This is a genomic window from Sciscionella marina DSM 45152 (assembly GCF_000379465.1).
Classification (GTDB): Bacteria; Actinomycetota; Actinomycetes; order Mycobacteriales; family Pseudonocardiaceae; genus Sciscionella; species Sciscionella marina.
The window spans coordinates 592,936-615,939 of the sequence record NZ_KB905380.1 but is presented as its reverse complement, the minus strand read 5'-3'; the positions used below and the strand labels follow the sequence as shown (position 1 = coordinate 615,939).

Annotated in this window: 24 protein-coding genes; 13 read left to right on the top strand and 11 right to left on the bottom strand. The window is 68.8% G+C overall.

Annotation, left to right across the window (positions count from 1 at the left end; genetic code table 11):
* Positions 1–37: 37 nt before the first annotated feature.
* Complete coding sequence (locus tag A37U_RS0102910) at positions 38–733, bottom strand: iron-dependent transcriptional repressor DtxR (protein ID WP_026196810.1); 696 nt, start codon at positions 731–733, stop codon at positions 38–40.
* A gap of 163 nt (positions 734–896) precedes the next feature.
* On the opposite strand from A37U_RS0102910, the gene A37U_RS0102905 reads away from it, so the two are divergent.
* Genes A37U_RS0102905 through A37U_RS42065 form a run of 5 tightly spaced genes read left to right on the top strand, consistent with a single transcriptional unit; the run spans position 897 to position 6,500 of the window.
* On the top strand, positions 897–1,748 hold the full coding sequence (locus A37U_RS0102905; protein WP_020495106.1) for a sulfurtransferase: 852 nt from the start codon (positions 897–899) through the stop codon (positions 1,746–1,748).
* Positions 1,749–1,777: 29 nt separating this feature from the next.
* Entirely contained in the window at positions 1,778–2,944 is a 1,167-nt protein-coding gene (locus tag A37U_RS0102900) for an acetoin utilization protein AcuC (protein ID WP_026196809.1), read from the top strand.
* 12 nt (positions 2,945–2,956) lie between these two features.
* A complete protein-coding gene (locus tag A37U_RS0102895; RefSeq protein ID WP_020495104.1) occupies positions 2,957–5,653 on the top strand; it encodes a bifunctional acetate--CoA ligase family protein/GNAT family N-acetyltransferase in 2,697 nt (898 codons plus the stop codon).
* A gap of 11 nt (positions 5,654–5,664) precedes the next feature.
* On the top strand, positions 5,665–6,105 hold the full coding sequence (locus tag A37U_RS0102890) for an SRPBCC family protein (protein ID WP_020495103.1): 441 nt from the start codon (positions 5,665–5,667) through the stop codon (positions 6,103–6,105).
* On the top strand, positions 6,102–6,500 hold the full coding sequence (locus A37U_RS42065; protein ID WP_020495102.1) for a hypothetical protein: 399 nt from the start codon (positions 6,102–6,104) through the stop codon (positions 6,498–6,500). Before A37U_RS0102890 ends, A37U_RS42065 begins: the two co-directional genes overlap by 4 nt.
* Here A37U_RS42065 and A37U_RS0102880 read toward each other — a convergent pair.
* The 3 genes from A37U_RS0102880 to dtd all read right to left on the bottom strand — a co-directional run bounded on the left by A37U_RS0102880 (position 6,497) and on the right by dtd (position 10,084).
* Positions 6,497–8,155, bottom strand: coding sequence for a fumarate hydratase (locus A37U_RS0102880; protein WP_020495101.1), 1,659 nt, complete (start codon positions 8,153–8,155; stop codon positions 6,497–6,499). The two genes, A37U_RS42065 and A37U_RS0102880, sit on opposite strands and share 4 nt — an antisense overlap.
* Before the next feature lie 291 nt (positions 8,156–8,446).
* A complete protein-coding gene (locus tag A37U_RS0102875) occupies positions 8,447–9,418 on the bottom strand; it encodes a sigma-70 family RNA polymerase sigma factor (RefSeq protein ID WP_020495100.1) in 972 nt (323 codons plus the stop codon).
* 237 nt (positions 9,419–9,655) lie between these two features.
* On the bottom strand, positions 9,656–10,084 hold the full coding sequence (gene dtd, locus A37U_RS0102870) for a D-aminoacyl-tRNA deacylase (protein WP_020495099.1): 429 nt from the start codon (positions 10,082–10,084) through the stop codon (positions 9,656–9,658).
* A 73-nt stretch (positions 10,085–10,157) separates the two neighbouring features.
* Here dtd and A37U_RS0102865 point away from each other — a divergent pair, with 73 nt between their 5' ends.
* Together A37U_RS0102865 and A37U_RS0102860 are read left to right on the top strand one after the other, a co-directional pair.
* Positions 10,158–10,484, top strand: coding sequence for a DUF3099 domain-containing protein (locus A37U_RS0102865; protein WP_020495098.1), 327 nt, complete (start codon positions 10,158–10,160; stop codon positions 10,482–10,484).
* A 56-nt stretch (positions 10,485–10,540) separates the two neighbouring features.
* Positions 10,541–10,786 (top strand): DUF3039 domain-containing protein, encoded by a 246-nt coding sequence (locus A37U_RS0102860; protein ID WP_020495097.1) that lies wholly within the window; start codon positions 10,541–10,543, stop codon positions 10,784–10,786.
* Here the strand turns inward: A37U_RS0102860 and A37U_RS0102855 are convergent.
* Positions 10,741–11,874: a YihY/virulence factor BrkB family protein gene (locus A37U_RS0102855; protein ID WP_020495096.1), complete on the bottom strand. Its 1,134-nt coding sequence runs from the start codon at positions 11,872–11,874 to the stop codon at positions 10,741–10,743. The genes A37U_RS0102860 and A37U_RS0102855 overlap by 46 nt on opposite strands.
* 253 nt (positions 11,875–12,127) lie before the next feature.
* Here A37U_RS0102855 and A37U_RS0102850 point away from each other — a divergent pair, with 253 nt between their 5' ends.
* Positions 12,128–13,867, top strand: coding sequence for a DEAD/DEAH box helicase (locus tag A37U_RS0102850; protein ID WP_020495095.1), 1,740 nt, complete (start codon positions 12,128–12,130; stop codon positions 13,865–13,867).
* 81 nt (positions 13,868–13,948) lie between these two features.
* On the opposite strand, the gene A37U_RS0102845 is transcribed toward A37U_RS0102850, so the two are convergent.
* Both A37U_RS0102845 and A37U_RS0102840 read right to left on the bottom strand, forming a co-directional pair.
* A complete protein-coding gene (locus A37U_RS0102845; protein WP_020495094.1) occupies positions 13,949–14,134 on the bottom strand; it encodes a DUF7455 domain-containing protein in 186 nt (61 codons plus the stop codon).
* 270 nt (positions 14,135–14,404) lie between these two features.
* Positions 14,405–15,850 carry an amino acid permease gene (locus A37U_RS0102840; protein ID WP_026196807.1) on the bottom strand — a complete coding sequence of 482 codons (1,446 nt, stop codon included), beginning with the start codon at positions 15,848–15,850 and terminating at the stop codon, positions 14,405–14,407.
* 72 nt (positions 15,851–15,922) lie between these two features.
* Here A37U_RS0102840 and A37U_RS42060 point away from each other — a divergent pair, with 72 nt between their 5' ends.
* Positions 15,923–16,528: a DinB family protein gene (locus tag A37U_RS42060; RefSeq protein ID WP_338054970.1), complete on the top strand. Its 606-nt coding sequence runs from the start codon at positions 15,923–15,925 to the stop codon at positions 16,526–16,528.
* A 51-nt stretch (positions 16,529–16,579) separates the two neighbouring features.
* Here the strand turns inward: A37U_RS42060 and A37U_RS0102830 are convergent, their stop codons facing one another.
* Positions 16,580–17,923, bottom strand: coding sequence for an RNA polymerase sigma factor (locus tag A37U_RS0102830; RefSeq protein WP_020495091.1), 1,344 nt, complete (start codon positions 17,921–17,923; stop codon positions 16,580–16,582).
* Between the two features lie 207 nt (positions 17,924–18,130).
* Positions 18,131–18,892, bottom strand: a complete 762-nt coding sequence (gene ppgK / locus A37U_RS0102825; protein ID WP_020495090.1) for a polyphosphate--glucose phosphotransferase — start codon at positions 18,890–18,892, stop codon at positions 18,131–18,133.
* A gap of 99 nt (positions 18,893–18,991) precedes the next feature.
* Between ppgK and A37U_RS0102820 the strand changes: the two genes are divergently transcribed.
* Positions 18,992–19,810 (top strand): inositol monophosphatase family protein, encoded by an 819-nt coding sequence (locus tag A37U_RS0102820; RefSeq protein WP_040586624.1) that lies wholly within the window; start codon positions 18,992–18,994, stop codon positions 19,808–19,810.
* Positions 19,811–19,943: 133 nt separating this feature from the next.
* Here A37U_RS0102820 and cei read toward each other — a convergent pair whose 3' ends face one another.
* Positions 19,944–20,600: an envelope integrity protein Cei gene (cei, locus tag A37U_RS42055; protein WP_020495088.1), complete on the bottom strand. Its 657-nt coding sequence runs from the start codon at positions 20,598–20,600 to the stop codon at positions 19,944–19,946.
* Between the two features lie 433 nt (positions 20,601–21,033).
* On the opposite strand from cei, the gene A37U_RS0102810 reads away from it, so the two are divergent.
* Entirely contained in the window at positions 21,034–21,342 is a 309-nt protein-coding gene (locus tag A37U_RS0102810; protein WP_020495087.1) for a DUF4193 domain-containing protein, read from the top strand.
* On the opposite strand, the gene A37U_RS0102805 is transcribed toward A37U_RS0102810, so the two are convergent.
* Complete coding sequence (locus A37U_RS0102805) at positions 21,315–21,821, bottom strand: DUF3093 domain-containing protein (protein ID WP_020495086.1); 507 nt, start codon at positions 21,819–21,821, stop codon at positions 21,315–21,317. The genes A37U_RS0102810 and A37U_RS0102805 overlap by 28 nt on opposite strands.
* A 24-nt stretch (positions 21,822–21,845) precedes the next feature.
* Here A37U_RS0102805 and dut point away from each other — a divergent pair, with 24 nt between their 5' ends.
* Positions 21,846–22,349 (top strand): dUTP diphosphatase, encoded by a 504-nt coding sequence (dut, locus tag A37U_RS0102800; protein WP_020495085.1) that lies wholly within the window; start codon positions 21,846–21,848, stop codon positions 22,347–22,349.
* Complete coding sequence (locus A37U_RS0102795) at positions 22,350–23,003, top strand: DUF3710 domain-containing protein (protein ID WP_020495084.1); 654 nt, start codon at positions 22,350–22,352, stop codon at positions 23,001–23,003. It begins immediately after the preceding gene.
* Position 23,004 lies beyond the last annotated feature (1 nt).

Genomic DNA, 23,004 nt, shown 5'->3' with positions numbered 1-23,004 from the left:
GTGATGGCGGCTCCGGGGACGAGGTCCTGCCGCGCGCTCAACGGGGCTGCGCGAATACGGCGTGGGCGATTTCCGCGTCGACACGCACCTGGGTGCCGCCGCCGATGATCTCGATCTTCTCGTCCTGCGGGTGCGCACCCGCGACATCCACGATCGAGCCCGGCCGCAGCCCGACGCTCTTGAGGTCGTTCATCACCGCGGGGTCGAGCTGCACGTGCTCGGCGATCCGGCGGACCTCGATCTTTCCGCCGCCGCGCCGGGCCACCTCGTCGACCCGGACCAGCCCCGACTCGACGGGCGTGGTCTCGATGTCCACCCCCAGCTCGGCGAGCCCCGGAATGGGGTTCCCGTACGGCGAGGTCGTCGGGTTGTCCAGCAGTTTGACCAGCTTGCGTTCCACGGCCTCGCTCATCACATGCTCCCAGCGGCACGCTTCGGCGTGGACCTGCTCCCATTCGAGCCCGATCACGTCGACGAGCAGCAGTTCGGCGAGCCGATGCTTGCGCATGACGGCGACCGCCCGGCTGCGCCCGGCGTCGGTGAGCTCGAGATGCCGGTCGCCCGCGACCCGTACGAGCCCGTCGCGCTCCATCCGCGCGATCGTCTGGCTCACCGTCGGCCCGCTCTGCTCGAGACGCTCCGCGATCCTGGCGCGCAGTGGCACGACCCCCTCTTCCTCGAGGTCGTAAATCGTCCGGAGATACATCTCCGTGGTGTCCACAAGATCATTCATCAGCTACCCCTAACTTCTGTGTCCATAGTAGTCGGTGGCACCGACGCGCCGGGACACGACGACTCGCTGCCTTCCCGCGGCATGCCGCAGGACGCTCGCGACGGCCGCGGTCGTGGTGCGGTGGCAGGTGGAGTCATAGCGGGACGAATGACAGTATGACGCCGTGCGCGGGTTGATTTCCACTACTGAGGCGGCGGAGCTCATCGGCGTCGGCGCGGCCGTCGTGCTGGATGTGCGCTGGCGGCTGACCGGTCCGCCGGGGCGTGCCGACTACGAACGGGCGCACCTTCCGGGCGCGGTGTTCCTCGACGTCGACACCGATCTGGCCGGCCCGCCGAGCACGGAGCGTGGCCGTCACCCCCTGCCGGAGCCGGACCGGCTCGTCGCGGTGTTCCGGACGGCGGGGATCGGCGGAAGCACCCCGGTGATCGCCTACGACGACGCGGACGGTTCGGTGGCGGCCCGGGTGTGGTGGCTGCTGCGCTGGCTCGGTCACGAACAGGTGGCCGTGCTCGACGGCGGGTTCGCGGCCTGGCAGGCCGAGGAACGCCCGCTCACCCCGGACATCCCGCACCCCGCAGCGGGGGATTTCACCGGTGAACCGGGTTCGATGCCGGTACTCGACGCGGACGCGGCGGCAGGGATCCCGGGAGACGGGGTGCTGCTCGACGCCCGCGCACCGGTCCGTTACCGGGGGGAGACCGAACCCGTGGACGCCCGCCCTGGACACATCCCGGGTGCGCGCAACAGCCCGGCCTCGGCGCATCTCGGCCCGGACGGGCGCTGGCGCCCCGCATCGGAGCTGGCCGAACACTTCGCCGCGCTCGGGGCGAGCACCGGGAAGGTCGGGGTGTACTGCGGTTCCGGGGTCACCGCCTGCTCGGTGGTGCTCGCGATGGAGCACGCGGGAATCGAGGCGAGCCCGGCGCTGTACCCGGGTTCTTACTCGCAGTGGAGCGCCGACGAGCGCCGCGAGGTGGCACAGGGGCACGAAGCCGGCGAGGTCGCCCCCTGAGCGCGGTCTCACCGGTTACGCTGGCGGATATGCGCAGCGTAGTGTGGGACAAGGCGTTACTCGCCTATGACCTCGGTGAGACGCATCCCTTCAACCCCGTACGCCTCGCGTTGACCATCAAACTGGCCACCGAACTCGGTGTGCTCGAGGATGTCGAGCTGCTGGTGCCCGGTGCGGCGGGGGAGGACGAGCTGCTCCGTGTGCACGCGAAGGGGTATCTGGACGCGGTCCGGGACGCGCCGGGGCTCGGCGCCGATCTCGCGCACGGGCTCGGTACCGACGACAACCCGGTGTTCCCGGATATGCACGAGGCCTCGTCATTGGTGGTCGGTGGCACGCTGCTGGCGGCGAAGCAGATCGCGAGCGGGGCCGCGGAGCGCGCGGTGAACATCGCGGGCGGTCTGCATCACGCCATGCCCGACCGCGCCTCCGGGTTCTGCGTGTACAACGACTGCGCGATCGCGATCTCCTGGCTGCTGGACAACGGATTCGACCGGATCGCCTATCTGGACACCGATGTGCACCACGGCGATGGGGTGCAGGCGGCCTTCTACGGGGATCCGCGGGTGCTGACGATCTCGCTGCACCAGCACCCGAGGACCCTGTGGCCGGGCACCGGGTACGCGCGGGAATTGGGCGCGGGCAAGGGAAACGGCTATGCGGTGAACCTGCCGCTACCGCCGGGAACCCAGGATCCGGCGTGGTTGCGCGCCTGGCACGCGGTGGTTCCCTCGCTCCTGGAACAGTTCGAGCCGCAACTGATCGTCTCGCAGTGCGGAGTGGACAGTCACGCCGAGGATCCGCTCGCGGACCTTTCGCTTTCGGTGGACGGTCATGCGGCGATCTACCGCAACGTGCGGGAACTGGCACGGCGCTACGCGGGCGGGAAGTGGCTCGCGATCGGCGGCGGCGGTTATCAGCTGGTGCGGGTCGTGCCGCGGTCCTGGACGCATCTGCTGGCCACCGTGCTGGACCGGGATATCCCCGGGGACACCGCGATTCCGGAGGGCTGGCGTGATTTCGTCGGTGGCCTCGCGCCGCGCATCGAGTTGCCGAAGGCGATGTCCGACCGGACCGACACGGATTTCCTCGCCTGGGGCGGGGATGTCTCGGACCCCACGGATGCCTCGATTCTGGCGACCAGGCGTGCGGTGTTCCCGCTGCACGGCCTGGAACCGGACGATCCGCGGGACTGAGGAGAGGCGGAGATGAATACCGAATCCTCACCGGACGACCTGCGCCGCGCCTATATCTATCCCGCGCACTGGGAGGCGGATGTCGTCCTCAGCGACGGCGGCACCGTCCACATGCGACCGATCGTGCCGAACGATGCCGAGGCACTGCGCGAATTCCACGCGAAACTGTCCGAGCGGACCCGCTACTTCCGTTATTTCGGCCCTTATCCGCGTATCCCGGACAAGGATTTGCGCAGGTTCACCACGGTCGATCACTCGGGCCGGGTCGCCTTTGTCGCGACACTCGGCGGGGAGATCATCTCGGTCGGCCGCTACGAACGGCTGGACGACGGGGATTCCGCCGAGGTGGCCTTCGTGGTCGCGGACGCGCATCAGGGCCGCGGTCTCGGCTCCATCCTGCTCGAGCACCTGGCCGCCGCGGCGCGGGAGAACGGCCTGCGCCGGTTCGTGGCCGAGGTGCTCGCGGAGAACGCGACCATGGTGCGGGTGTTCCGCGACGCCGGGTACCAGGTCTCGCGCGCGATCGAGGAGGGCGTGCTGCACCTGGAGTTCGACATCGACCCGACCAAGGCCTCGATTTCGGTGGCGCGCGCCCGTGAACAGGCCGCGGAGGCGCGCAGCGTGCACAATCTGCTGCACCCCAGGGCGGTCGCGGTCATCGGTGCTTCCGCGGACCCGACCAAGGTCGGCTACGTGGTGTTCACGAACCTGCTCTCGGCCAGTTTTGCGGGCACCGTCTACCCGGTGAATTCGGAGCACTCCTCGGTGCGCGGGGTGCGGGCATACGCCTCCGTGTTGGACATTCCCGATCCGGTGGATCTCGCCGTGGTCGCGGTACCGGCCTCGGGGATGGACGAGGTGCTCGACGCCTGCCTGGCGAAGGGGGTCACCACCCTGGTCGTGGTGTCCTCCGGGTTCAGCGACGCCGGGCCGCGGGGCAAGGAAGCGGAACGCCGGATGGTGGCCGAGGCGCGGGCGCACGGGATGCGGGTCGTCGGCCCGAACGCGCTCGGGGTGATCAACACCGACCCGCTGCTGCGGCTCAACGCCACCCTGGCGACCACCCTTCCCGCGCACGGCAGGGTGGGCTTCTTCTGCCAGTCCGGCGCGCTCGGCACCGCGATCCTCGCCGATGCCGCCGAACGCGGGCTGGGCCTGTCCACGTTCGTCTCGGCGGGTAACCGCGCCGATGTCTCCGGCAACGACCTGCTGCAGTACTGGGAGACCGACCCGGAAACCGATGTGGTGCTGCTGTATCTGGAGTCGTTCGGCAACCCGCGCAAGTTCGGCAGGCTGGCCCGGCGGCTGGCCAGGCACAAGCCGGTGATCGCCGTGAAATCCGGCCGGCACACCACCCGGCCGGCGCTCACCCCGACCTCGGTGCCCCTGGAGGACGCCGGCGTGGCGCGGCTGTTCGAACAGGCGGGCGTGATCCGGGTGGAGACGATCGCGCAGCTGTTCGACACCGCGCTGCTGCTGGCCAACCAGCCGCTGCCGCGTGGCAACCGGCTCGCCGTGGTCGGGAACTCGACCGCGATCGGGGTGCTGGCCGCGGACACCGCGCGCGACGGCGGACTGGAGCTGGCCCGCGAGCCGATCGACACCGGGGCGCAGCCGACCCCGGAGGACTTCGCGGAGGCGGTCCGCTCGGCCCTGGCCGACGAACAGGTGGACGCGCTCGTGGTGGTGTTCGTGCCGCCGATCGCGATCCCGACCGCCGCGTACGCGGCCGCCCTGCGCACCGTGGTCGACGAGACCGAACAGGCGAAGCTCAAACCGATCGTGTCCACCTTCGTGGGCGCCGAGGGGATGCCCGAGCAACTGGCCATCGGGGACGGGGCGATCGGTTCCATCCCCTCGTATCCGAGCCCGGAGCGCGCGACCCGGGCGCTCGTGCGGGCGAACACCTACGCGCGCTGGCGCGAGCAGCCGCGCGGGGAGCACCTGCGCCCGGCCGGGATCGACACCGATGCCGGGGCGGGCATCGTGCACGCCGCGCTCGCCGAATCCGATGCGGCCGAGACCGAGCTGCCCGAGCAGCAGGCACAGGCGCTGCTGGCCGCGTACGGCATCGAGATCGAGCCCTACCGGGTGGTCGGCACCGAACAGGAGGCCGAACAGGCGGCGGCCGGGCTCGGGTACCCGGTCGTGCTCAAACAGGCGGCCTTCGGCGAGGTACCGCTGGCCGAACTCGCCGATGTGCGCCTCGACATCACCGGGGCCGCGGACCTGCGCGCCGCCTACCGTTCACTGCGCGAGACCGGGGCGGACGGGCAGCTCTACGTGCAGCGGATGGCCCCGCGCGGGCACTCCTGCCTGTTCAGCGTGCAGGACGATCCCTCGTTCGGTTCGGTGCTGGCCTTCGGTCTTTCCGGTCCCGTCTCCGATCTGGTCGGCGACCGGGCCTACCGTGCCGTCCCGCTCTCCGACGTGGACGCGCGCTGGCTCATCCGGGCACCGCGCACCGCCCCGCTGCTGACCGGCTGGCGGGGCCGCAAGCCGGTGGACACTGCGGCGCTCGAGGAACTGGCCCTGCGGTGCAGTGCGCTCGCCGAAGACCTGCCGCAGGTGCGGTCGCTGCTGCTGGATCCGGTGATCGTGACCGCACAGGGCGCGCGGGTGGCGCGCGGCCGGATCATCCTCGGCCTGCCGGAACTGGTCGCGGACGAAGGACCGCGAAGGCTGGGCTCATACCGTACCAACGAGTAGCCTGTGCTCCCATGACTGGACGTACTGTTACGGCCTCGCGCACGGTCGCCGCGAAGCCGGAGGACATCTTCGCGCTGCTGACCGATCCGGCGCGGCACAGCGAGATCGACGGATCCGGCATGGTCCTGCGGGCCCGCGGCGCCGCACAGCGACTGCGGCTCGGCGCCAAGTTCGGCATGGACATGCGGATGTTCGGTGTTCCGTACCGGATCAGCAACACGGTCGTCGAGTTCGAGGAGGGCCGGTGTATCGCGTGGCGGCACTTCGCCGGGCACCGCTGGCGCTGGGAACTGGCGCCGAACGAGGACGGCACGACCCTGGTCACCGAGACCTTCGACTACTCGACCACCCCGGTGGGGCGGCTCTATCCGCTGGCCGGGTTCCCCGAACAGAACCGGAAGGCGATCGAGGCCTCCCTCGACCGGCTTGCCGCGCGGTTCACCTCGCCATGAAAGCGGCCGTGGTCCTGCTCGCGGTGCTCCTGCTGGCCACCGCGTGCGGAGAACCGCGGCATCACACGGGCACGCGCTCGGGACCGCTGCCCGCCGCTCAGGTCGACGCGAGCGCCCTACCCAGGGACTATCCGCACACCGTCCGAGTCCGCGACGATGGGCGGACGTTGCTCGTACGTGGCAAGGAGGGCGGCTGCTCGCACGTGAGTGCCGCCGTGACCAGGCAGGACGCCGACACGGTGCACGTCCTGTTCACCGAGAGCCGTCCGCCCGGCCGACCGCTGTGCACGATGGACCTGCGCACCCCGGAACTGACCGTCCGGCTCGCCGAACCACTCGGGGACCGGGTGGCCGAGCTGTCCGCGCGCAGCATCGTCGGGAAGCGGCCCGGTTAGGTACGGAAGCCGATCTGCAGTACCGGTTCGAGGGTCTCGGCGAAGAAATCATTCCCCTTGTCGTCCACGACGACGAACGCGGGGAAATTCTCGACCTGGATTTTCCAGACCGCTTCCATGCCCAGTTCCGGATATTCGAGTACCTCGAGCGCGGTGACGCAGTCCTGGGCGATCTTGGCCGCCGGCCCGCCGATCGAACCGAGGTAGAAACCGCCGTGTTCGGCGCAGGCGTCCACGACCTGTTTCGAGCGATTTCCCTTGGCCAGCATGACGAACGAGCCGCCGGCCGCCTGGAAGCGGTCCACATAGGAGTCCATGCGGCCCGCGGTGGTCGGGCCGAACGAACCGGAGGCGTAACCTTCCGGGGTTTTCGCCGGACCCGCGTAATAGACGGGATGGTCGCGGAAATAGTCCGGCATCGGTTCACCAGCATCCAGGCGCTCGGCGATTTTCGCGTGCGCGATATCCCGGGCGACGATCATCGGCCCGGAAAGCGAGACCCGCGTTTTCACCGGGAGTTCGGACAATTGCGCGCGGATCTCGGACATGGGCCGGTTCAGATCGATGTGCACCACGTCCGCGGAGAGTTCCTCGGAGCCGACCTCCGGCAGGAAACGGGCGGGATCGCGCTCGAGCTGTTCGAGGAACACACCGTCCCGGGTGATCCTGGCCTTGGCCTGGCGGTCCGCCGAGCAGGAGACCGCGATCCCGATCGGCAGCGAGGCGCCGTGCCGGGGCAGCCGGATCACCCGCACATCGTGGCAGAAGTACTTGCCGCCGAACTGGGCCCCGATGCCGAACTGCCTGGTCATCTCGAGCACCTGCGCTTCGAGATCCGTATCGCGGATCCCGTGCCCGGACGGTGAACCCTGCGTCGGCAGGTCGTCGAGCGCACGGGCCGAGGCGAGCTTGGCCGTCTTGAGGGTGAACTCGGCCGACATGCCGCCGACCACGATCGCGAGGTGATACGGGGGACAGGCGGAGGTGCCGATCGCGCGCAGTTTCTCCTCGAGGAATCCGGCGAGCTTGTCCGGGTGCAGCAGGGCGGGGGTCGCCTGGAACAGGAAGGTCTTGTTCGCCGAGCCGCCGCCCTTGGCCAGGAACAGGAACTCGTACGAGGGCTCCTCCCCGTCCGTGTGATACAGCTCGATCTGTGCGGGCAGATTGCTCTTGGTGTTGCGTTCCTCCCAGAAGGACAGCGGCGCCTGCTGCGAGTAGCGCAGGTTCAGTTCCTGGTAGGCGTCGAAGACCCCGCGGGCCAGTGCCCGTTCGTCGGCTCCACCGGTGAGCACGGACTCGGTGCGCTTGCCGATCACGATCGCGGTGCCGGTGTCCTGGCACATGGGCAGCACGCCGCCGGCGGCGATGGCCGCGTTGCGCAGCAGATCGGTCGCGACATAGCGGTCGTTCCCACTCGCCTCGGGATCCTCGATGATCGAGCGCAGCTGGGCGAGATGCCCCGGCCGGAGCAGGTGCTGGATGTCACCGACCGCGGTGCGAGCGAGCAGGGTGAGCGCTTCGGGCTCGACCTCCAGGAAGCGCCGGCCCGCCGCTTCGACGAGGCGCACGCCGTCCTCGGACACGAGCCGGTACTCGGTGGTGTCCTCCGCGGCATGCGGCAGGACCTCGGTGAAGTCGAATTCGGGGGTGGTCAACGCGGCTTCCTCGTCTGCGGTGGTGGGATCGGCCAGTGGGGACGTTCAACCTACCGCACACCGGGAATCGGCCCCGGACATTCGGAAGGCCGGGTCGGCCCCGAAACCGTCCCGGCCTTCCGTGGCAACGCGGATACTCACCGTCGATCGAGTAACCGCTGAAAGTAACATCGCATCTACGACCATGCTCGTGGCGGGCGTCACATGTCCAGCGGCCAATCGGGTGATTGCCGCCCGGAAAAGCCGATGCCCGCCGGGGAGCCCATCCCCGGCGGGCATCGTTTGCCCTGCTCAGCTAGCGTAAGCGCGCAGTCGCTCGGCGCGGTCGCCCTGGCGCAGTTTCGCCATGACCTCGCGCTCGATCTGGCGCACCCGCTCGCGGGAGAGACCGAAGGTCTTGCCGATCTGGTCGAGAGTCTTGGGCTGCCCGTCCCCGAGGCCGTAGCGCATCCGGATCACGGCCTGCTCGCGCTCCTCCAAGGTGGCGAGCACGCGCCGCAGATCGTCCTGCAGCAGCCCGGAGATCACCGCGTTCTCCGCGTCACCGGAGTCGGAGTCCTCGATGAAGTCGCCGAGCGGGGCGTCCTCCTCGGAACCGACCGGCATGTCCAGCGAGACCGGATCACGCGAGTGGTCGAGCAGATCGGCGACCTTCGCCGCGGCGATACCCGACTCGGCCGCGATCTCGTCGTTGGTGGCCTCGCGGCCCAGCTGCTGGTGCAGGTCGCGCTTGATCCTGGCGATCTTGTTCACCTGCTCGACGAGGTGCACCGGGAGGCGGATGGTGCGTCCCTGGTCGGCCATGCCCCTGGTGATCGCCTGCCGGATCCACCAGGTCGCGTAGGTGGAGAACTTGAAGCCCTTGGCGTAGTCGAACTTCTCCACCGCGCGGATCAGGCCAAGGTTGCCCTCCTGGATCAGGTCGAGCAGCGGCATTCCCCGCCCGGTGTAGCGCTTGGCGAGCGAGACGACCAGCCGCAGATTGGCCTCGAGCAGGTGGTGCTTCGCCCGCTCCCCGTCGCGGACGAGCAGCCGCAGTTCCCCGCGCCGAGCAGCGGTTATGTCCTCTTCGGTGTCGAGCATGTGCGCGGCGAACACACCGGCCTCGATGCGCTTGGCGAGCTCGACTTCGTCTTGCGCGGTCAGCAGCGCGGTTTTTCCGATGCCGTTCAGGTAGACTCGAACGAGGTCGGCCGCCGGGCTCTGGTTGTCGATTTCGGCTTCGACGCTCGGAGTGGAGTCGATTGTGGCTGGGACGGTCATGGTGCTCCCTCCCCAAGGGACTGAGTGCGTGCACCAACGCGGCAACGGCTCGTCCGCATTGTGTGCGTGGCGACCGTTTCACGTGTCGTGTATGGCGCTGCTTTGCTTGTCACTGGGATCAACGCCGGTGGTTGCCAAATCGTTCCCGGCGCTTCCACTCAGGGAGACGTCGTATCCGTCACAAGGTTGCGCGATTCAGTACCGGTTTCGCTGAGAGCCATACCACGTCGGCGGCGCTCAGTCGGTTTCGACCAGCACGGTGAACGGGCCGTCGTTCGCGCTGTGCACGGTCATCGGTGCGCCGAACCTGCCGGTCGCCACGTGCGCACCCCTGGCCCGCAGCTGCTCGACCACCCGGATCACGAGCGGTTCGGCCTGTTCCGGGCGGGCGGCGGCACTCCACGAGGGACGGCGGCCCTTTCGCGTGTCCCCGTAGAGGGTGAACTGGCTGACCACGAGCAGCGGTGCGCCCGCGCTCGCGCAGGACTGTTCCCCGTCCAGGATGCGCAGCTCGTGCAGTTTGCGCGCCATCGTGTCCGCGCTCGCCTCGGTGTCGGTGACCGCGGCCCCGAGCAGGACGAGCAGACCCGGCTCCTCGATCGCGCCGACGACGGCACCCTCCACCTCGACGGCGGCGTGCTTCACCCGGGCGGTGACCGCGCGCATGGCAATCCTCCTTCGACGGCGCTTGTGGGCGGTGGGAGAATGATGGCGGGGCCGCGACAAGAGAGGTGGTGTCGTGAAACGCAGCGAGGAAGCCGACACCCCTGTGTTGATCACCGAGGCGAAACCCTCCTATGACGAGGAGCTCGCGCACCGTAAACGGCGGTACATGCTGACCATGGGGTTGCGGTTCCCGTGCCTCATTCTCGCCGCGCTCTTCTATCACACCTGGTGGCTCGCGATCGGGTTCGTGGTGCTGTCCGTGCCGCTGCCGTGGATCGCGGTGCTGATGGCCAACGACCGGCCGCCGCGCAAGAGCGAGGAGGTCAACCGCTACAGCCATGAACCGGGCAACCGCCTGGAGGCGGCCGAGCGGCAGACCATCGAAGGTCGGCAGGACTGAGCACGGCCGATGCCGGGTGAGGCATCATAGGGAGCGTGAGTACGCCTACCCAGGTCTTGCCGGACACCGATACTCGGCCGGAAGGTACCGAGACGACCGGCGATGACACGCCGAAGATGTTCCACTACGTCCGCAAGGACAGCATCGCCGAGAGCGCGGTCATGGGCAGCCATGTCGTGGCGCTGTGCGGCGAGGTCTTCCCGGTGACCAAGTCACCGAAGCCGAATTCCCCGGTCTGTCCCGAGTGCAAGCGGATCTACGAAGGTATGCCGCGCGGCGGTGACGACGGCTCGGACGGCTGAGTCGCGAACTCGGCCGCCTCCGTGCCCGGAGCGGCCGGGTCCGGCGGGGCGGGGTCCGCGCCGGATTCCCACTCGCCGTCATCCGGGTCCGCGACCACATCGGTTTCCCCGTCCGGGCCCGTAGCGCGCACCTCCGGCACTTCGGTGTCCTGCTCGTAGTCCGCGAGCCGCTTCCAGCGCTTGCGGCCGCGCCGGGAGGGCTTCGCGGGCCACAGCGTCTGGATGGCCGCGTTCAGGTTGGCGCCCGCGACGATGGCGATCCCGATGAAGAAGGTGAACAGCAGGAACGCGATCGGGGCGGCGAGTGCCCCGTAGCTGTACCCAGTGCGCGTGATGATCGAGATGTAGATGCGCAGCCCGATCGAGGCGAGCAGCACGATCACCATGGCGAGTACCGCTCCGGGCAGTCCACGGTGCCACGGCAGCTTGCGGGGGAGAGCGAGTTTGTAGAGCGTGGTCAGCGCGAGCGCCAGCAGCAGCGCGATCACCGGGTAGTAGAAGATGCCGACCAGCTCGGAGATGTTCTTCGACCAGGCGTCGGGGAACACCGAGGGCAGATAGGTCGGGCCGAGCGCGATGATCGGCAACCCCACGATGACCACGACCAGCGCGGCGAGGTAGAGCAGCAGGGCGTAGATGCGCTGCCAGACGTCGTTGCGCACCCCGTACTGCCCGTAGGCCGAGGTGATCGAGTCGACGAAGGCGGCCATCGCCGAGGAACCGGCCCACAGCGAGATCAGGAAACCGACGGAGGCCACCTCGCCCTGCGCGGTGGTCAGGATCTGCTCGACGGTCGGCTTGATGATCGTGGTGACCACGTTCTGCGTGAACACCTTGTCGGCGAGGTTGATGATGGTGCTCTCGACGTCGGTGACCACCTGCCTGCCCACCCACTTGCCGAGCAGGCCGAGGCTGCCGAGCACACCGAGCAGCAGCGGGGGCAGCGAGAGCGTCTGCCAGAACGCCGCCTTGGCCGCCTCGGAGAAGATGTTGCCGTGCCATACGTTGAGCAGGGTGCGGCGCACGAGCAGCAGCGGTGCCCGTTTCCCGTACCGCTGCTTTCCGGTGTTCGCCTCCGCCGTACCCATGACACCCCTAGCATGGTGTATCGCGTTCGCGTCCGCGCGGCGACCCGCGCATGTGGCGCGTCGCGCACTGACCGGACCGGGCGGGTCCGATAAACTGGCCGACGGCCGCGAGGACGGGGTGTTTCCTTGTCGTGGCGGTGTTCGCGCGCCATCGCGGTAGCGTTCGAGGACCTGAGGGAGCCCTTGTGACCACGGCCCGGGAGTGTTGGATCGGGAGCCGGGACCGTGCCGGGTGGGAAGGAGCAGCGAGTACGTGACGTCCGCGTCGACCGAGGCCGGGGAGCAGACCCAGCAGAGCCGTCAGCCGTTGCGTGCGTGGCAGCGCCGCGCGCTCACCCGTTATCTCACCGAGAAGCCCAAGGACTTCCTCGCCGTCGCCACCCCCGGTGCCGGTAAGACCACGTTCGGCCTGCGGGTGGCGGCCGAGCTGCTCGCCGATCGCACCGTCGACCAGGTCACTATCGTGACCCCGACCGAGCACCTCAAGCACCAGTGGGCCGCGGCGGCCGCGGCGGCGGGGATCGCCATCGACTCCCGGTTCACCAACTCGACGGGCTCGACCTCCTCGGACTACCAGGGAGTCGCGGTCACCTACGCACAGGTCGCCATGCATCCGGCCAAGCACCGGGTGCGCACCGAGCGCCGCAAGACGCTGGTGATCCTGGACGAGATCCACCACAGCGGGGACGCCAAGTCCTGGGGGGACGCGACGCGGGAGGCGTTCCTGCCCGCGGTGCGCAGGCTCGGGCTCACCGGAACCCCATTCCGCTCGGACGACTCGGCGATCCCGTTCGTGACCTACGAGCAGGACGCGGAAGGGCACCAGCGGTCCAAGGCCGATCACTCCTACAACTATTCGGACGCCCTGGCCGACGGCGTGGTGCGGCCGGTCGTGTTCCTGGCCTACTCGGGCGAGGCATCCTGGCGCACCTCGGCCGGTGAGGAGTTCAGCGCCCGGCTCGGCGAGCCGTTGACCGTGGAACAGACCGCGCGCGCCTGGCGTACCGCGCTGGACCCGTCCGGGGAGTGGATCCCCTCGGTGCTGCAGGCCGCCGACCGCCGCCTCACCCAGCTGCGCGCCGATGGCATGGCCGATGCGGGCGGGCTGGTGATCGCCTCGGACCACGAGACGGCGAAGGGCTACGCGCGGGTACTCGCGCGCGAGACCGGGCACGAACCGGTCGTCGTGCTCTCCGACGACCCCGGTGCCTCGCGCAAGATCGCCGAGTTCGCCGCCTCCGAACAGCGCTGGCTGATCGCGGTGCGGATGGTCTCCGAGGGCGTGGACGTGCCGCGGCTCGCCGTCGGGGTGTACGCCACCTCCGCCTCGACCCCGCTGTTCTTCGCACAGGCGATCGGGCGGTTCGTGCGCGCCCGCAGGCAGGGGGAGACCGCCTCGATCTTCCTGCCCTCGGTTCCGGTGCTACTGGAGCTCGCCGCGCAGCTGGAGACCGAGCGCGACCACGTGCTGGGCAAGCCGCACCGGGAGAAGGACGGCCTCGAGGACGAACTGCTCGCCGCGGCCAATCAGCAGCAGGACGAGCCCGGCGAGGAAGAGAAGGCGTTCACCTCGCTCGGCGCCTCGGCGGAGCTGGACCAGGTGATCTACGACGGCTCCTCGTTCGGCACGGCCACCCTGGCCGGTTCCGATGAGGAACAGGACTATCTGGGCCTTCCCGGGCTGCTCGAACCGGACCAGGTGCGGGCCCTGCTCCGGCAGCGCCAGGAGGGACAGATCAAGGCGCGCAGCAAGGAGGCGGTGCAGCGCCCCGATCCCGAGCCGGAGCCAGCGCCGCGCGCGACCTCGGTCTCCGAGCGCCTGACCCAGCTGCGCCGGGAGCTGAACACGCTGGTGGCCATGTACCACCACCGGACCAAGCAGCCGCACGGGAAGATCCACGGCGAGCTGCGCCGCTACTGCGGTGGCCCGCCGACCGCGATGGCCTCGGCCGAACAGCTCGAGGAGCGGATCGCGACCCTGCGTTCCTGGTAGGAGCGCTCCGGAACGACACGAAGGGGCGGGAACCCGAGGATTCGGGTTCCCGCCCCTTCGCTACGGTCGTGCCGTCTGCGGCTATTCCTCGCCGCGTTGGATGTCGGCTTCCACCGAACGCAGTTTCGCGTCGTGCTCGTTGGCGTGGTGGCCGCAGAACAGCAGCTCCCCGCCGGACGGCAGGAGCACGCGTACCTTCGCGGCCGCTCCGCACCGGTCGCAACGGTCGGCAGCGGTCAGTTCGGGGCGGGTGAGTGTGCTCGGCATGGTGGATCTCCCTCCGTCCCGGCACTCGGGTGAGTGCCTGGTACCAACAGCGGCGCCCACGCGGCCCTGCGATCTCGGTTCGCCGGTTCCACCGTGTCGCTGCTTCTACTCTTGCAGACGCATCAGAGTCCGCAAGTGTTCCCGCGTACTTGGGATGCCCGTCACTTCCCGATTGCCCAGCTAGCGGCAGGGGTTAACCGGGCAGGTCGCAGTGCAGGTCACGGGCGTGTCGCCGAGGAAATTCCCGGCATCCGGACGGTTCTGGTTCGCTTACTGCGAACGCTTGGAGAGCACCGAATGGCGCCTGCCGTACGCGATATAGATCACCAGGCCGACCGCGAGCCAGATGCCGAAGCGCAGCCAGGTGAGCATGTCCAGGTTCAGCATCAGGTACAGGCACAGCAGCGCGGCCACGATCGGAACCACCGGCGACCACGGCACCCGGAAGGATCGTTTCAGATCCGGCCGCTTGCGCCGCAGTATCGGTACCGCGACCGCGACGATCAGCATCGCGGACAGTCCGCCGATCGAGACCATGTCGGACAGTTCGCTGATCGGGATGAACGCGGCGATGGCCATGATCACCACGGCGGCGATGATCGTCGTCCGGTGCGGGGTGCCCAGCCGCTTGTGCGGCTCACCGAGCGACTTCGGCAGCAGCCCGTCGCGGGCCATGGTGTAGCTGGTCCGCGAGATGGTCAGCAGCTGGACCATCATCACCGAGGTCATGCCCGCGATCGCGCCGATCCCGATCAGCACGCCCGCCCAGCCCAAGCCCACCGAGTCGAACGCCACCGCGAGCGGTGCCGCGTCGTCGAGGGTGCGGTAACTGACCATGCCGGTGACCACGAAGGCCACGCCGACGTAGAGCACCGTGCAGATCGCCAGCGCGCCGATCAGGCCGATGGGCATGTCCCTGGACGGTTTCTTGGTCTCCTCACCGAGGTTGGCCAGCGACTCGAAACCGGTGTAGCCGAAGAACACGATCGCCGCGGCGGTGAGTAGCCCGCCGAAGCCGTACACCGCGGGTTCGATGCCGAGCGCGGCCTGGATGAGTGGCTGGTGCAGTCCGCCGGGGCTGCCTGCGGCCGGAGGGGCCGAGGGCGGCACGAAGGGGCTCAGATTGGCCGCCTTCACGAAGAACGCGCCGACCACGATGATCAGCACACAGACCCCGACCTTGACGATCACGAGCGTGTTGGTGAACCAGGAGGACAGTTTGATGCCGAGCACCGCGATCGTCGCGAGGATCGCCTCGATGAGTACCGCGCCCAGATTGAACGGGGCCTTCTCGCCGAACAGGGAGGTCGGCAGGTCGAAGAGGTTCTGCAGATAGCCGGACCAGCTGCGGGACACCGTCGCGGCGCCGAGACCGAACTCCAGGAGCAGATCCCAGCCGATGATCCAGGCGAGCGGTTCGCCGAGAGTGGCGAAGGCGTAGGTGTACGCCGATCCCGCGGTCGGCACCGCGGAGGCGAGCTCGGCGTAACAGAGCGCGGCGAGCGTGGCGACGATCCCGCCGATCACGAAGGAGAGCGTGATCGCCGGACCGGCGTGCTCCTTGGCCTGGATTCCGGTGAGGGTGAAGATCCCGGTTCCGATGATGACGCCGATACCGACGCCGACGAGGTCGCGCGCGCTCAGTCTGCGTTTGAGCTGACTCTTCTCGCTGCGCGCTTTGACGTCCTCGATGGAAAGGGTACGCATGAGCGGCATTCGGTCACCCTAATGCGCTACCCCGGGCCGCGCGCCATTCATCGGTAGGTTTTTTCGTCATCGTTGTCTGGCATGCTGCGCTGCGTGAATGAGGCACTGCGGAAAGCTGAATTGCACCGTTTATCTGAGGACGGTCCGCGAGGTTCTGCTCTGGAAACTCGACGGTCTGGCCGATACGATCTGCGCCGACCTCTCACCCGGACCGGGACGAACCTGCTCGGCCTGGTCAAGCACGTAGCCACCGTGGAGACCGGGTATCTGGGGGCGGTGTTCGACCGCCCGTGGACCGAGCCGATGCCATGGGCCGAACCGGAGGCCGAGCCCAACGCCGATATGTGGGCCACCGAGCAGGAGTCCACCGAGCAGATCGTCGCGTTCTACCGGAGGGTGTGGGCACATTCGGACGCGACGATCGCGGCACTCGATCTCGACACGCCCGGCCGGGTGCCCTGGTGGCCGCCCGAACGCGGCGAGATCAGCCTGGAGATAGTCCTGGTACACGTCATCGCCGAGACGAACCGGCATGCCGGACATGCCGATATCCTCCGGGAACAGCTCGACGGGGCCGCGGGGCTGCGCGCGGACAACGACAACCTCGCCCCGGGCGACGAGGCGTGGTGGTCCGGGTACCGGGAGCGGCTGGAAATGGTGGCGCGCCGACGCGCCGGACGGACCTGAGTCGGCGCCGCCCCGGAGCGGAGCGGCGCCGTACTCGAGCGTGTCCCGAGCTCAGTCCAGGTAGTCGCGCAGCACCTGGGACCGGGAGGGGTGGCGCAGCTTCGACATCGTCTTGGACTCGATCTGCCTGATGCGCTCGCGGGTCACCCCGTACACCTGGCCGATCTCGTCCAGGGTGCGCGGTTGCCCGTCGGTGAGCCCGAACCGCAGCCGGACCACACCCGCCTCGCGCTCGGAGAGGGTGGCGAGCACGGACTGCAGCTGGTCCTGCAGCAGGGTGAAGGAGACCGCGTCCACGGCCACCACGGCCTCGCTGTCCTCGATGAAGTCACCGAGCTGCGAGTCGCCCTCGTCGCCGATGGTCTGGTCGAGCGAGATCGGCTCGCGGGCGTACTGCTGGATCTCGAGGACCTTCTCCGGGGAGATGTCCATCTCCTTCGCGAGCTCCTCCGGGGTCGGCTCGCGGCCGAGGTCCTGGAGCAGTTCGCGCTGGATCTTGCCGAGCTTGTTGATCACCTCGACCATGTGCACCGGGATACGGATGGTGCGCGCCTGGTCGGCCATGGCGCGGGTGATCGCCTGCCGGATCCACCAGGTCGCGTAGGTGGAGAACTTGTAGCCCTTGGTGTAGTCGAACTTCTCCACCGCGCGGATCAGGCCGAGGTTGCCTTCCTGGATCAGGTCGAGGAAGGCCATGCCGCGCCCGGTGTAGCGCTTGGCGAGCGAGACGACCAGCCGCAGGTTGGCCTCGAGCAGGTGGTTCTTGGCCCGCTCGCCGTCCCGGATCACCCAGCGCAGGTCGCGCCGCATCTGGGTGGGCAGCTTCTCGCCGGCCTCCTCGTGCTGGCGGTGCCGCTCGGCCGCGTAGAGGCCGGCCTCGATGCGCTTGGCGAGCTCGACCTCCTGTTCGGCGTTGAGCAGGGCGACCTTGCCGATCTGCTTGAGGTAGGCCCGCACCGAGTCGGCCGAAGCGGTGAGCTCGGCGTCCTTGCGCGCCTGACGCAGCGCCTCGGACTCTTCCTCGTCCCAGACGAAGTCACCGGATTCGGCGGCGGTCTTGTCGTCGATCTCCTCTTCCTCGACCGGCGTGTCGAGAACGATGTCGACGACTTCGAGGTCCTCGGCGTCCGGGGTCGGCTCGGCCTCCGGATCGCCCTCGCCTTCGGGGCCGTCCTTCTTGGCGCCCGCGTCCTTCTTGGCGGGTGCCTTCTTGGCCGGCTTCTTGGCCGTGGCGCTCTTCGCGGTCGTCTTCTTCGCGGGAGCTTTCTTCGCGCCCGGCGCCGTCGAGACGCCGTTCGCGGCTGGCTGGCTTTCCTCCGACGCTGCGTCGGCTTCCGCTGCCGAGTTCTTCTCAGCGGTGCTGGCGCTCCTGGTCGCGGTTTCTGCGGCTGCCACTTACGCCCTTTCGCAACTGATCTGCACGGTGTAACCGCACACGCCGTTTACCTGACGGCTGTGAGGATCGGGGTGTTCGCGTTCCATTGTAACGACACATCTGGCGGCGCACCGTCGCCAGCTCGCCCATCGGTGGTGTGGACTACCCGCCGAATGGGGGATTGAACATCCGTCTCCCATGCGTATGCAGGGCAGATGTTGTTGCTGTCAGTGTTTGTGACCAAAACTCGCCGCATCCGCCGCGCCGACGATTCCCGCGTCGTTCTTGAAGCTGGCCGGGATGATCTCGGTACGGATGTCTAGCAGGTGCAGCCACTTCTCGGCCTTCTTGCTCACCCCGCCGCCGGCGATGATCAGATCCGGCCAGACGAGATCCTCGAGGACCCGCAGGTACTTGGAGACATGATGCGCCCACTTCTCCCAGGACCAGTCGTGCTCCTCCTTCGCGGAGGCGGCCGCGTGCTTCTCCGCGTCGTGCCCGTCCACCTCGAGGTGCCCGAACTCGGTGTTCGGCACGAGCGCCCCGTTGAGGAACACCGCGCTGCCGATCCCGGTGCCGAAGGTGAGCAGTACTGTCACACCCTCGCGCAGCCGCGTCTCGCCGTGGTTGATCTCCGCGAGCCCCGCGGCGTCGGCGTCGTTGAGTACCGCGACCGACTCGGTGCCCAGCCCGAGCTGCTTGGCGAACAGGGCGCGCGCGTCGAGCCGCATCCAGTCCTTGTCGATGTTGGCCGCGGAGTACGCCACTCCCTGCTTGATGACCGCGGGGAGGGTGACCCCGACCGGGCCCTTCCAGCCGAACTCGCGGACGACCTCGCCCACGACCTCGGCCACCGCTTCCGGCTTGGACGGTTGCGGGGTGGGGATGCGCACCCGTTCGCCGACACGCTCGCCGGAATCGAGGTCGATGACGCAGCCCTTGATGCCCGAGCCGCCGATGTCCACGCCGAACCCGTGATTCTCAGCCATAACCAAGGTGCCCTTTCAACCTTCTCGATTCAGATTCGATCCCAGGGACGATACAGCGCCGGATGTCCGCAACCCGTGCTGGTGTGGTCCGATGAACGTATGGCTGATTCTCGAACCCCCGATGCGGGTGAACTGCGTTCGGTCGCCGTCACGGTCGCCGGTGCCGCGGCCGAGCTGGTCGCGGGCATGCGCTCCGGTCCGCTGCGCTTCGGTGGTGGTGTCGACTCGAAGAGTAACGAAGTCGATGTGGTCACCGAAGCGGACACCGCGGCCGAGCGGCTGGTGCGCGAACGCCTCGCCGCCCTGCGCCCCTGTGAACCGGTGCTCGGTGAGGAGGAGGGCGGGAACCTCGACGAGGCAGAGGCCGTCTGCTGGGTGATCGATCCGATCGACGGCACGGTGAACTACCTCTACGGCTGGCCGATGTACACCGTCTCGCTGGCCGCGCAGTGCGGGGGAGAGGTGCTGGCCGGTGCCGTGGTCGACGTCGCGGGCGGACGGGTGTTCAGCGCGGCGAAGGGGCAGGGGGCCACGCTGAGCCTGCCCGGGGAGGAACCACTCGCGCTCGGGCTGACCGGGCCCGACCGGCTCGCGGTCTCTCTCGTGGCGACCGGTTTCGGCTATGACTCCGCCAAACGAGTGCGCCAGGCGAAGACGCTCACCGAACTCATCGGACGGGTGCGGGACTTCCGGCGCGGCGGCTCGGCGGCCTTCGACCTGTGCGCGGTCGCCGCGGGCTGGGTGGACGCCTTCTACGAGCGCGGGCTCAACCGCTGGGACTGGGCCGCCGGTGCGCTGATCGCCCGCGAGGCGGGTGCGGTGGTGCACCTTCCGGAACACAAGGAGGAGCTGCTGCTCGCCGCGGCCCCGGGAATCGCCGGGGAGTTGCACGGCGCCCTGCTCGACGCGGGGGTCTGAGCAGGCGGGGGTCTGAGCAGAGCGCATCCGGGGCGAGGAGCGTCCGCCTTGCTGATCTCGGGGGCGGGTGTCCCGCAGGGGGCGCCGCCACGCTGACTCCCGCTCACGACGGGCGAGAGGCCCCGGACACACTCTAACCGCAGTTCGAGGTGTCGCGGGCCTTCTTGATCAGCCCCGGATCGACCGTGCCGTCTCCGTTCCCGGCCGCCTTGAGCTGGTCGAGCACCTTGCGGCCGGCCTCGCTCGGGCGCAGGTCGTCGAACTTCTGGCCGATCACGAAGTTCACCCCGGCGTCCTTGCGGTCGTCGCGCACGAGCTGGGCGCAGGGGTCGACCAGGCTGAGCGTGCGGGCGGCGTTCTGGCCCGCGGGGCCGAACCGGATCTGCCCGTGGCAGTCGAGCGAGCTGGACTGGTAGGCAGGGTCGTTCGTGGGCTTCGCGCCCTGGGGGAAGCCGAGCTGCTCGAGGATGGTGCCGACCATATTGGCCTGGCCGCGCTGACTGGAGGCGTTGAGCACCTGGACCGTGACCTGGCCCGGCGGGGTGGGCTGCACCTTGTCCAGCTCGGTGGGGGCCAGCGGGGTGCCGATGCCCTTGGGCACCGTGCAGTCGGCGACCTCGCCCTTGTCGCCGCTGCTTGTCACCGCGGTCACCCAGACGACGATGGCCACGATGCCGAGCAGGACCAGGATGGAGATCGCCGGCAGTGGGCGCCGCCTGCGGTACCCCGGACGGCGTCCACGCGGCTTGCCTTGCCCACCACTGCGGCGGACCGTGCTACTGGCAGCCACCCGGTTGTCCTCCTCGTTGTCCGGTAACGCTGGTCGTGAATCGCTCCTGGCGAGACCATTCTGCTGACCAGCCTAGGAGCTTGCCCCGATTATCGTCGCCCGTGAGCGTGTCGCGGGAGCGTATCCGCGCGCCCCGCCGCAGGCGATCGGCCTGTTCAGATGACGTTCCGGGGGTGGGGTAGGTTGCCGGGGTCAGGGGACCGGGTTTCATGACTGTGCGGCTTACCACGTTTCATGCGCTGAACGGGTGAATGAGGAAGCGTGCACAGGTGTTCATCGGTTATCGTTCGGCGCTCCGCGTCGACGGTCTTGACGGGTGACGAGACAGGCATCACGTTCCTGCGTGCGGGGCGCGGGCACAAAAGCGGGTCGCGAAGCGTTAGCGACACCCGAAACAAACACCGGTGACCACAGGGGTGAGGGAAGAAGCATCATGGCTACCGACTACGACGCACCTCGGCGCAGCGAAGCGGACGACTTGGCCGAGGACTCTCTCGAAGAATTGAAGGCACGGCGCAGCGAGAACCAGTCCGGCGTCGTCGATGTCGACACCGACGCTCCGGATGAGAACTTCGAGCTGCCCGGCGCGGACCTGTCCGGGCTCTCCGGCGAGGAACTGACCGTCAAGGTGGTGCCGAAGCAGGCGGACGAGTTCACCTGCTCGGTCTGTTTCCTCGTGCACCACCGCAGCAGGCTCGCCGAGGAGCGCGGCGGTCAGCTGGTCTGCCGCGACTGCGCCTGAGCGGCCTCGATGGCGGCGATGAGCCGCTGTGGGTGCCGCGTGGAGATCACCCAGTACGGAGTGGGATCGCGCTCATCGGTGATCTCCACTCGCAGCAGCGGCTTGATCCAGCTGCGCTGCCGTACGAAGGCCGAGGGATCGAGCTCGGGGCCGAGCGCCATGCGGCGCCGCTCCGGCTCGACCGGCTCGATCTCGCCGATGTGACCGACGGGCACGTGCGCCCCGCTGATCCGGAGTTCACCGTCCCGCACCAGCAGCCGCATGGAGCTGACCCGCACGAGCAGCACCAGGACCAGCGGGAACAGCACCACATAGGGCAGCCAGCCGCGCACACCCGGGTAACCCATGTGGATCTCGGCGCCGAGCAGCCCGGCCGCGACGAGCGGCAGGATCCAGTGGTACCAGGGCAGGTAGAGCCGTTCGGTGAAACTCGTGGCCGGGCTCGTCTCGGCCGCCCGGTCGCTCGCGGTCTTCTCCACGATCCCAGGGTAGTCTCGCTGGTCGTGACCAGTTCCGTCGAGGTATTGCTGACCCGGCTCGATCCCGGGGTCGAGCCACCGAACTACGCGCACCCCGCCGACGCGGGCGCCGACCTGTCGTGCACCGAGGACGTCACGCTCCCACCGGGGGAGCGGGCGCTCGTGGGCACCGGGATCGCGATCGCCCTTCCGGAGGGGTGCGCCGGATTCGTCCATCCGCGGTCCGGGCTGGCCGCGCGGACGGGCTTGTCCATCGTGAATTCCCCGGGCACGATCGATGCTGGCTATCGCGGCGAGATCAAGGTGTGCCTGATCAATCACGATAAGGAGAATGCGATCGAGATCCGCAGGGGAGACCGGATCGCGCAACTTGTCGTGCAGCGGATCGAGCACGCCGTGTTCCGTGAGGTGGAGAATGTCGCCGAGGTGGCAGCCTCACCCCGCGGGGCAGGGGGATACGGGTCGACCGGAGGGCATGCGGTGCTTGCCGAGAACGGCCGGCGTAACGGTGAAGTGACGGAGGAATGAGTGGGCATCTTCAAGCGCCGGAACAAGGGTGACGAGGACTACGAGGATTACGAGGACCTCGAGCAGTTCGACGACCGCGCGGAGTCCGGCGCGCACCGCGGCGGGGCGGACGAGTACCCCGAACTCGGTCCGTACGACGAGGAGAGCGCCCCGGAGGACGAGGTGCCCCGGCTGGACCTCGGTTCGGTGCGGGTGCCGGTCCCGGAGGGCGCGCAACTGCAGCTCGAGTTCGACGAGGAAGGCCCGCTGCGCGCGGTGCACCTGGTCACCGAGATCGGCCAGTTCACCGTGGGAGCGTTCGCGGCACCCCGTTCCGGGGGGCTGTGGGACGAGATCCACGACGAGCTGGCCTCCCAGCTGCGCAAGGACGGCACCGCGATCGAGCGAGCCCGCGGCGAATGGGGCCAGGAGCTCGTCGGGCACTCCGACGAGGTGATGCTGCGCTTCCTCGGGGTCGACGGGCCGCGCTGGATGCTGCGCGGGGTGGTCGCCTGCCCGCCGCAGTTCGCCGACGACGCGACCATGCTGCTGCGCGACATCGTCCGGTCCACGGTCGTGGTCCGCGGCACCGATCCGTTCCCGGTGCGCAGTCAGTTGCCGCTCCGGCTGCCGGATGAGCTGGCCGCGCACATCGCCGAACAAGCGGAGGGCTGAG

What these genes read in the sequence shown, in the direction of transcription:
- A37U_RS0102840 (WP_026196807.1), bottom strand. Translation starts at nt 15,850, where the DNA reads ATGCCGCTCATGCGTACCCTTTCCATCGAGGACGTCAAAGCGCGCAGC.
- A37U_RS0102900 (WP_026196809.1), top strand. Translation starts at nt 1,778, where the DNA reads ATGCGCAGCGTAGTGTGGGACAAGGCGTTACTCGCCTATGACCTCGGT.
- A37U_RS0102910 (WP_026196810.1), bottom strand. Translation starts at nt 733, where the DNA reads ATGAATGATCTTGTGGACACCACGGAGATGTATCTCCGGACGATTTAC.
- A37U_RS0102875 (WP_020495100.1), bottom strand. Translation starts at nt 9,418, where the DNA reads ATGACCGTCCCAGCCACAATCGACTCCACTCCGAGCGTCGAAGCCGAA.
- A37U_RS0102855 (WP_020495096.1), bottom strand. Translation starts at nt 11,874, where the DNA reads ATGGGTACGGCGGAGGCGAACACCGGAAAGCAGCGGTACGGGAAACGG.
- ppgK (WP_020495090.1), bottom strand. Translation starts at nt 18,892, where the DNA reads ATGGCTGAGAATCACGGGTTCGGCGTGGACATCGGCGGCTCGGGCATC.
- A37U_RS42065 (WP_020495102.1), top strand. Translation starts at nt 6,102, where the DNA reads ATGAAAGCGGCCGTGGTCCTGCTCGCGGTGCTCCTGCTGGCCACCGCG.
- A37U_RS0102810 (WP_020495087.1), top strand. Translation starts at nt 21,034, where the DNA reads ATGGCTACCGACTACGACGCACCTCGGCGCAGCGAAGCGGACGACTTG.
- A37U_RS0102845 (WP_020495094.1), bottom strand. Translation starts at nt 14,134, where the DNA reads ATGCCGAGCACACTCACCCGCCCCGAACTGACCGCTGCCGACCGTTGC.
- A37U_RS0102820 (WP_040586624.1), top strand. Translation starts at nt 18,992, where the DNA reads ATGGCTGATTCTCGAACCCCCGATGCGGGTGAACTGCGTTCGGTCGCC.
- dtd (WP_020495099.1), bottom strand. Translation starts at nt 10,084, where the DNA reads ATGCGCGCGGTCACCGCCCGGGTGAAGCACGCCGCCGTCGAGGTGGAG.
- A37U_RS0102895 (WP_020495104.1), top strand. Translation starts at nt 2,957, where the DNA reads ATGAATACCGAATCCTCACCGGACGACCTGCGCCGCGCCTATATCTAT.
- A37U_RS0102890 (WP_020495103.1), top strand. Translation starts at nt 5,665, where the DNA reads ATGACTGGACGTACTGTTACGGCCTCGCGCACGGTCGCCGCGAAGCCG.
- A37U_RS42060 (WP_338054970.1), top strand. Translation starts at nt 15,923, where the DNA reads ATGCTGCGCTGCGTGAATGAGGCACTGCGGAAAGCTGAATTGCACCGT.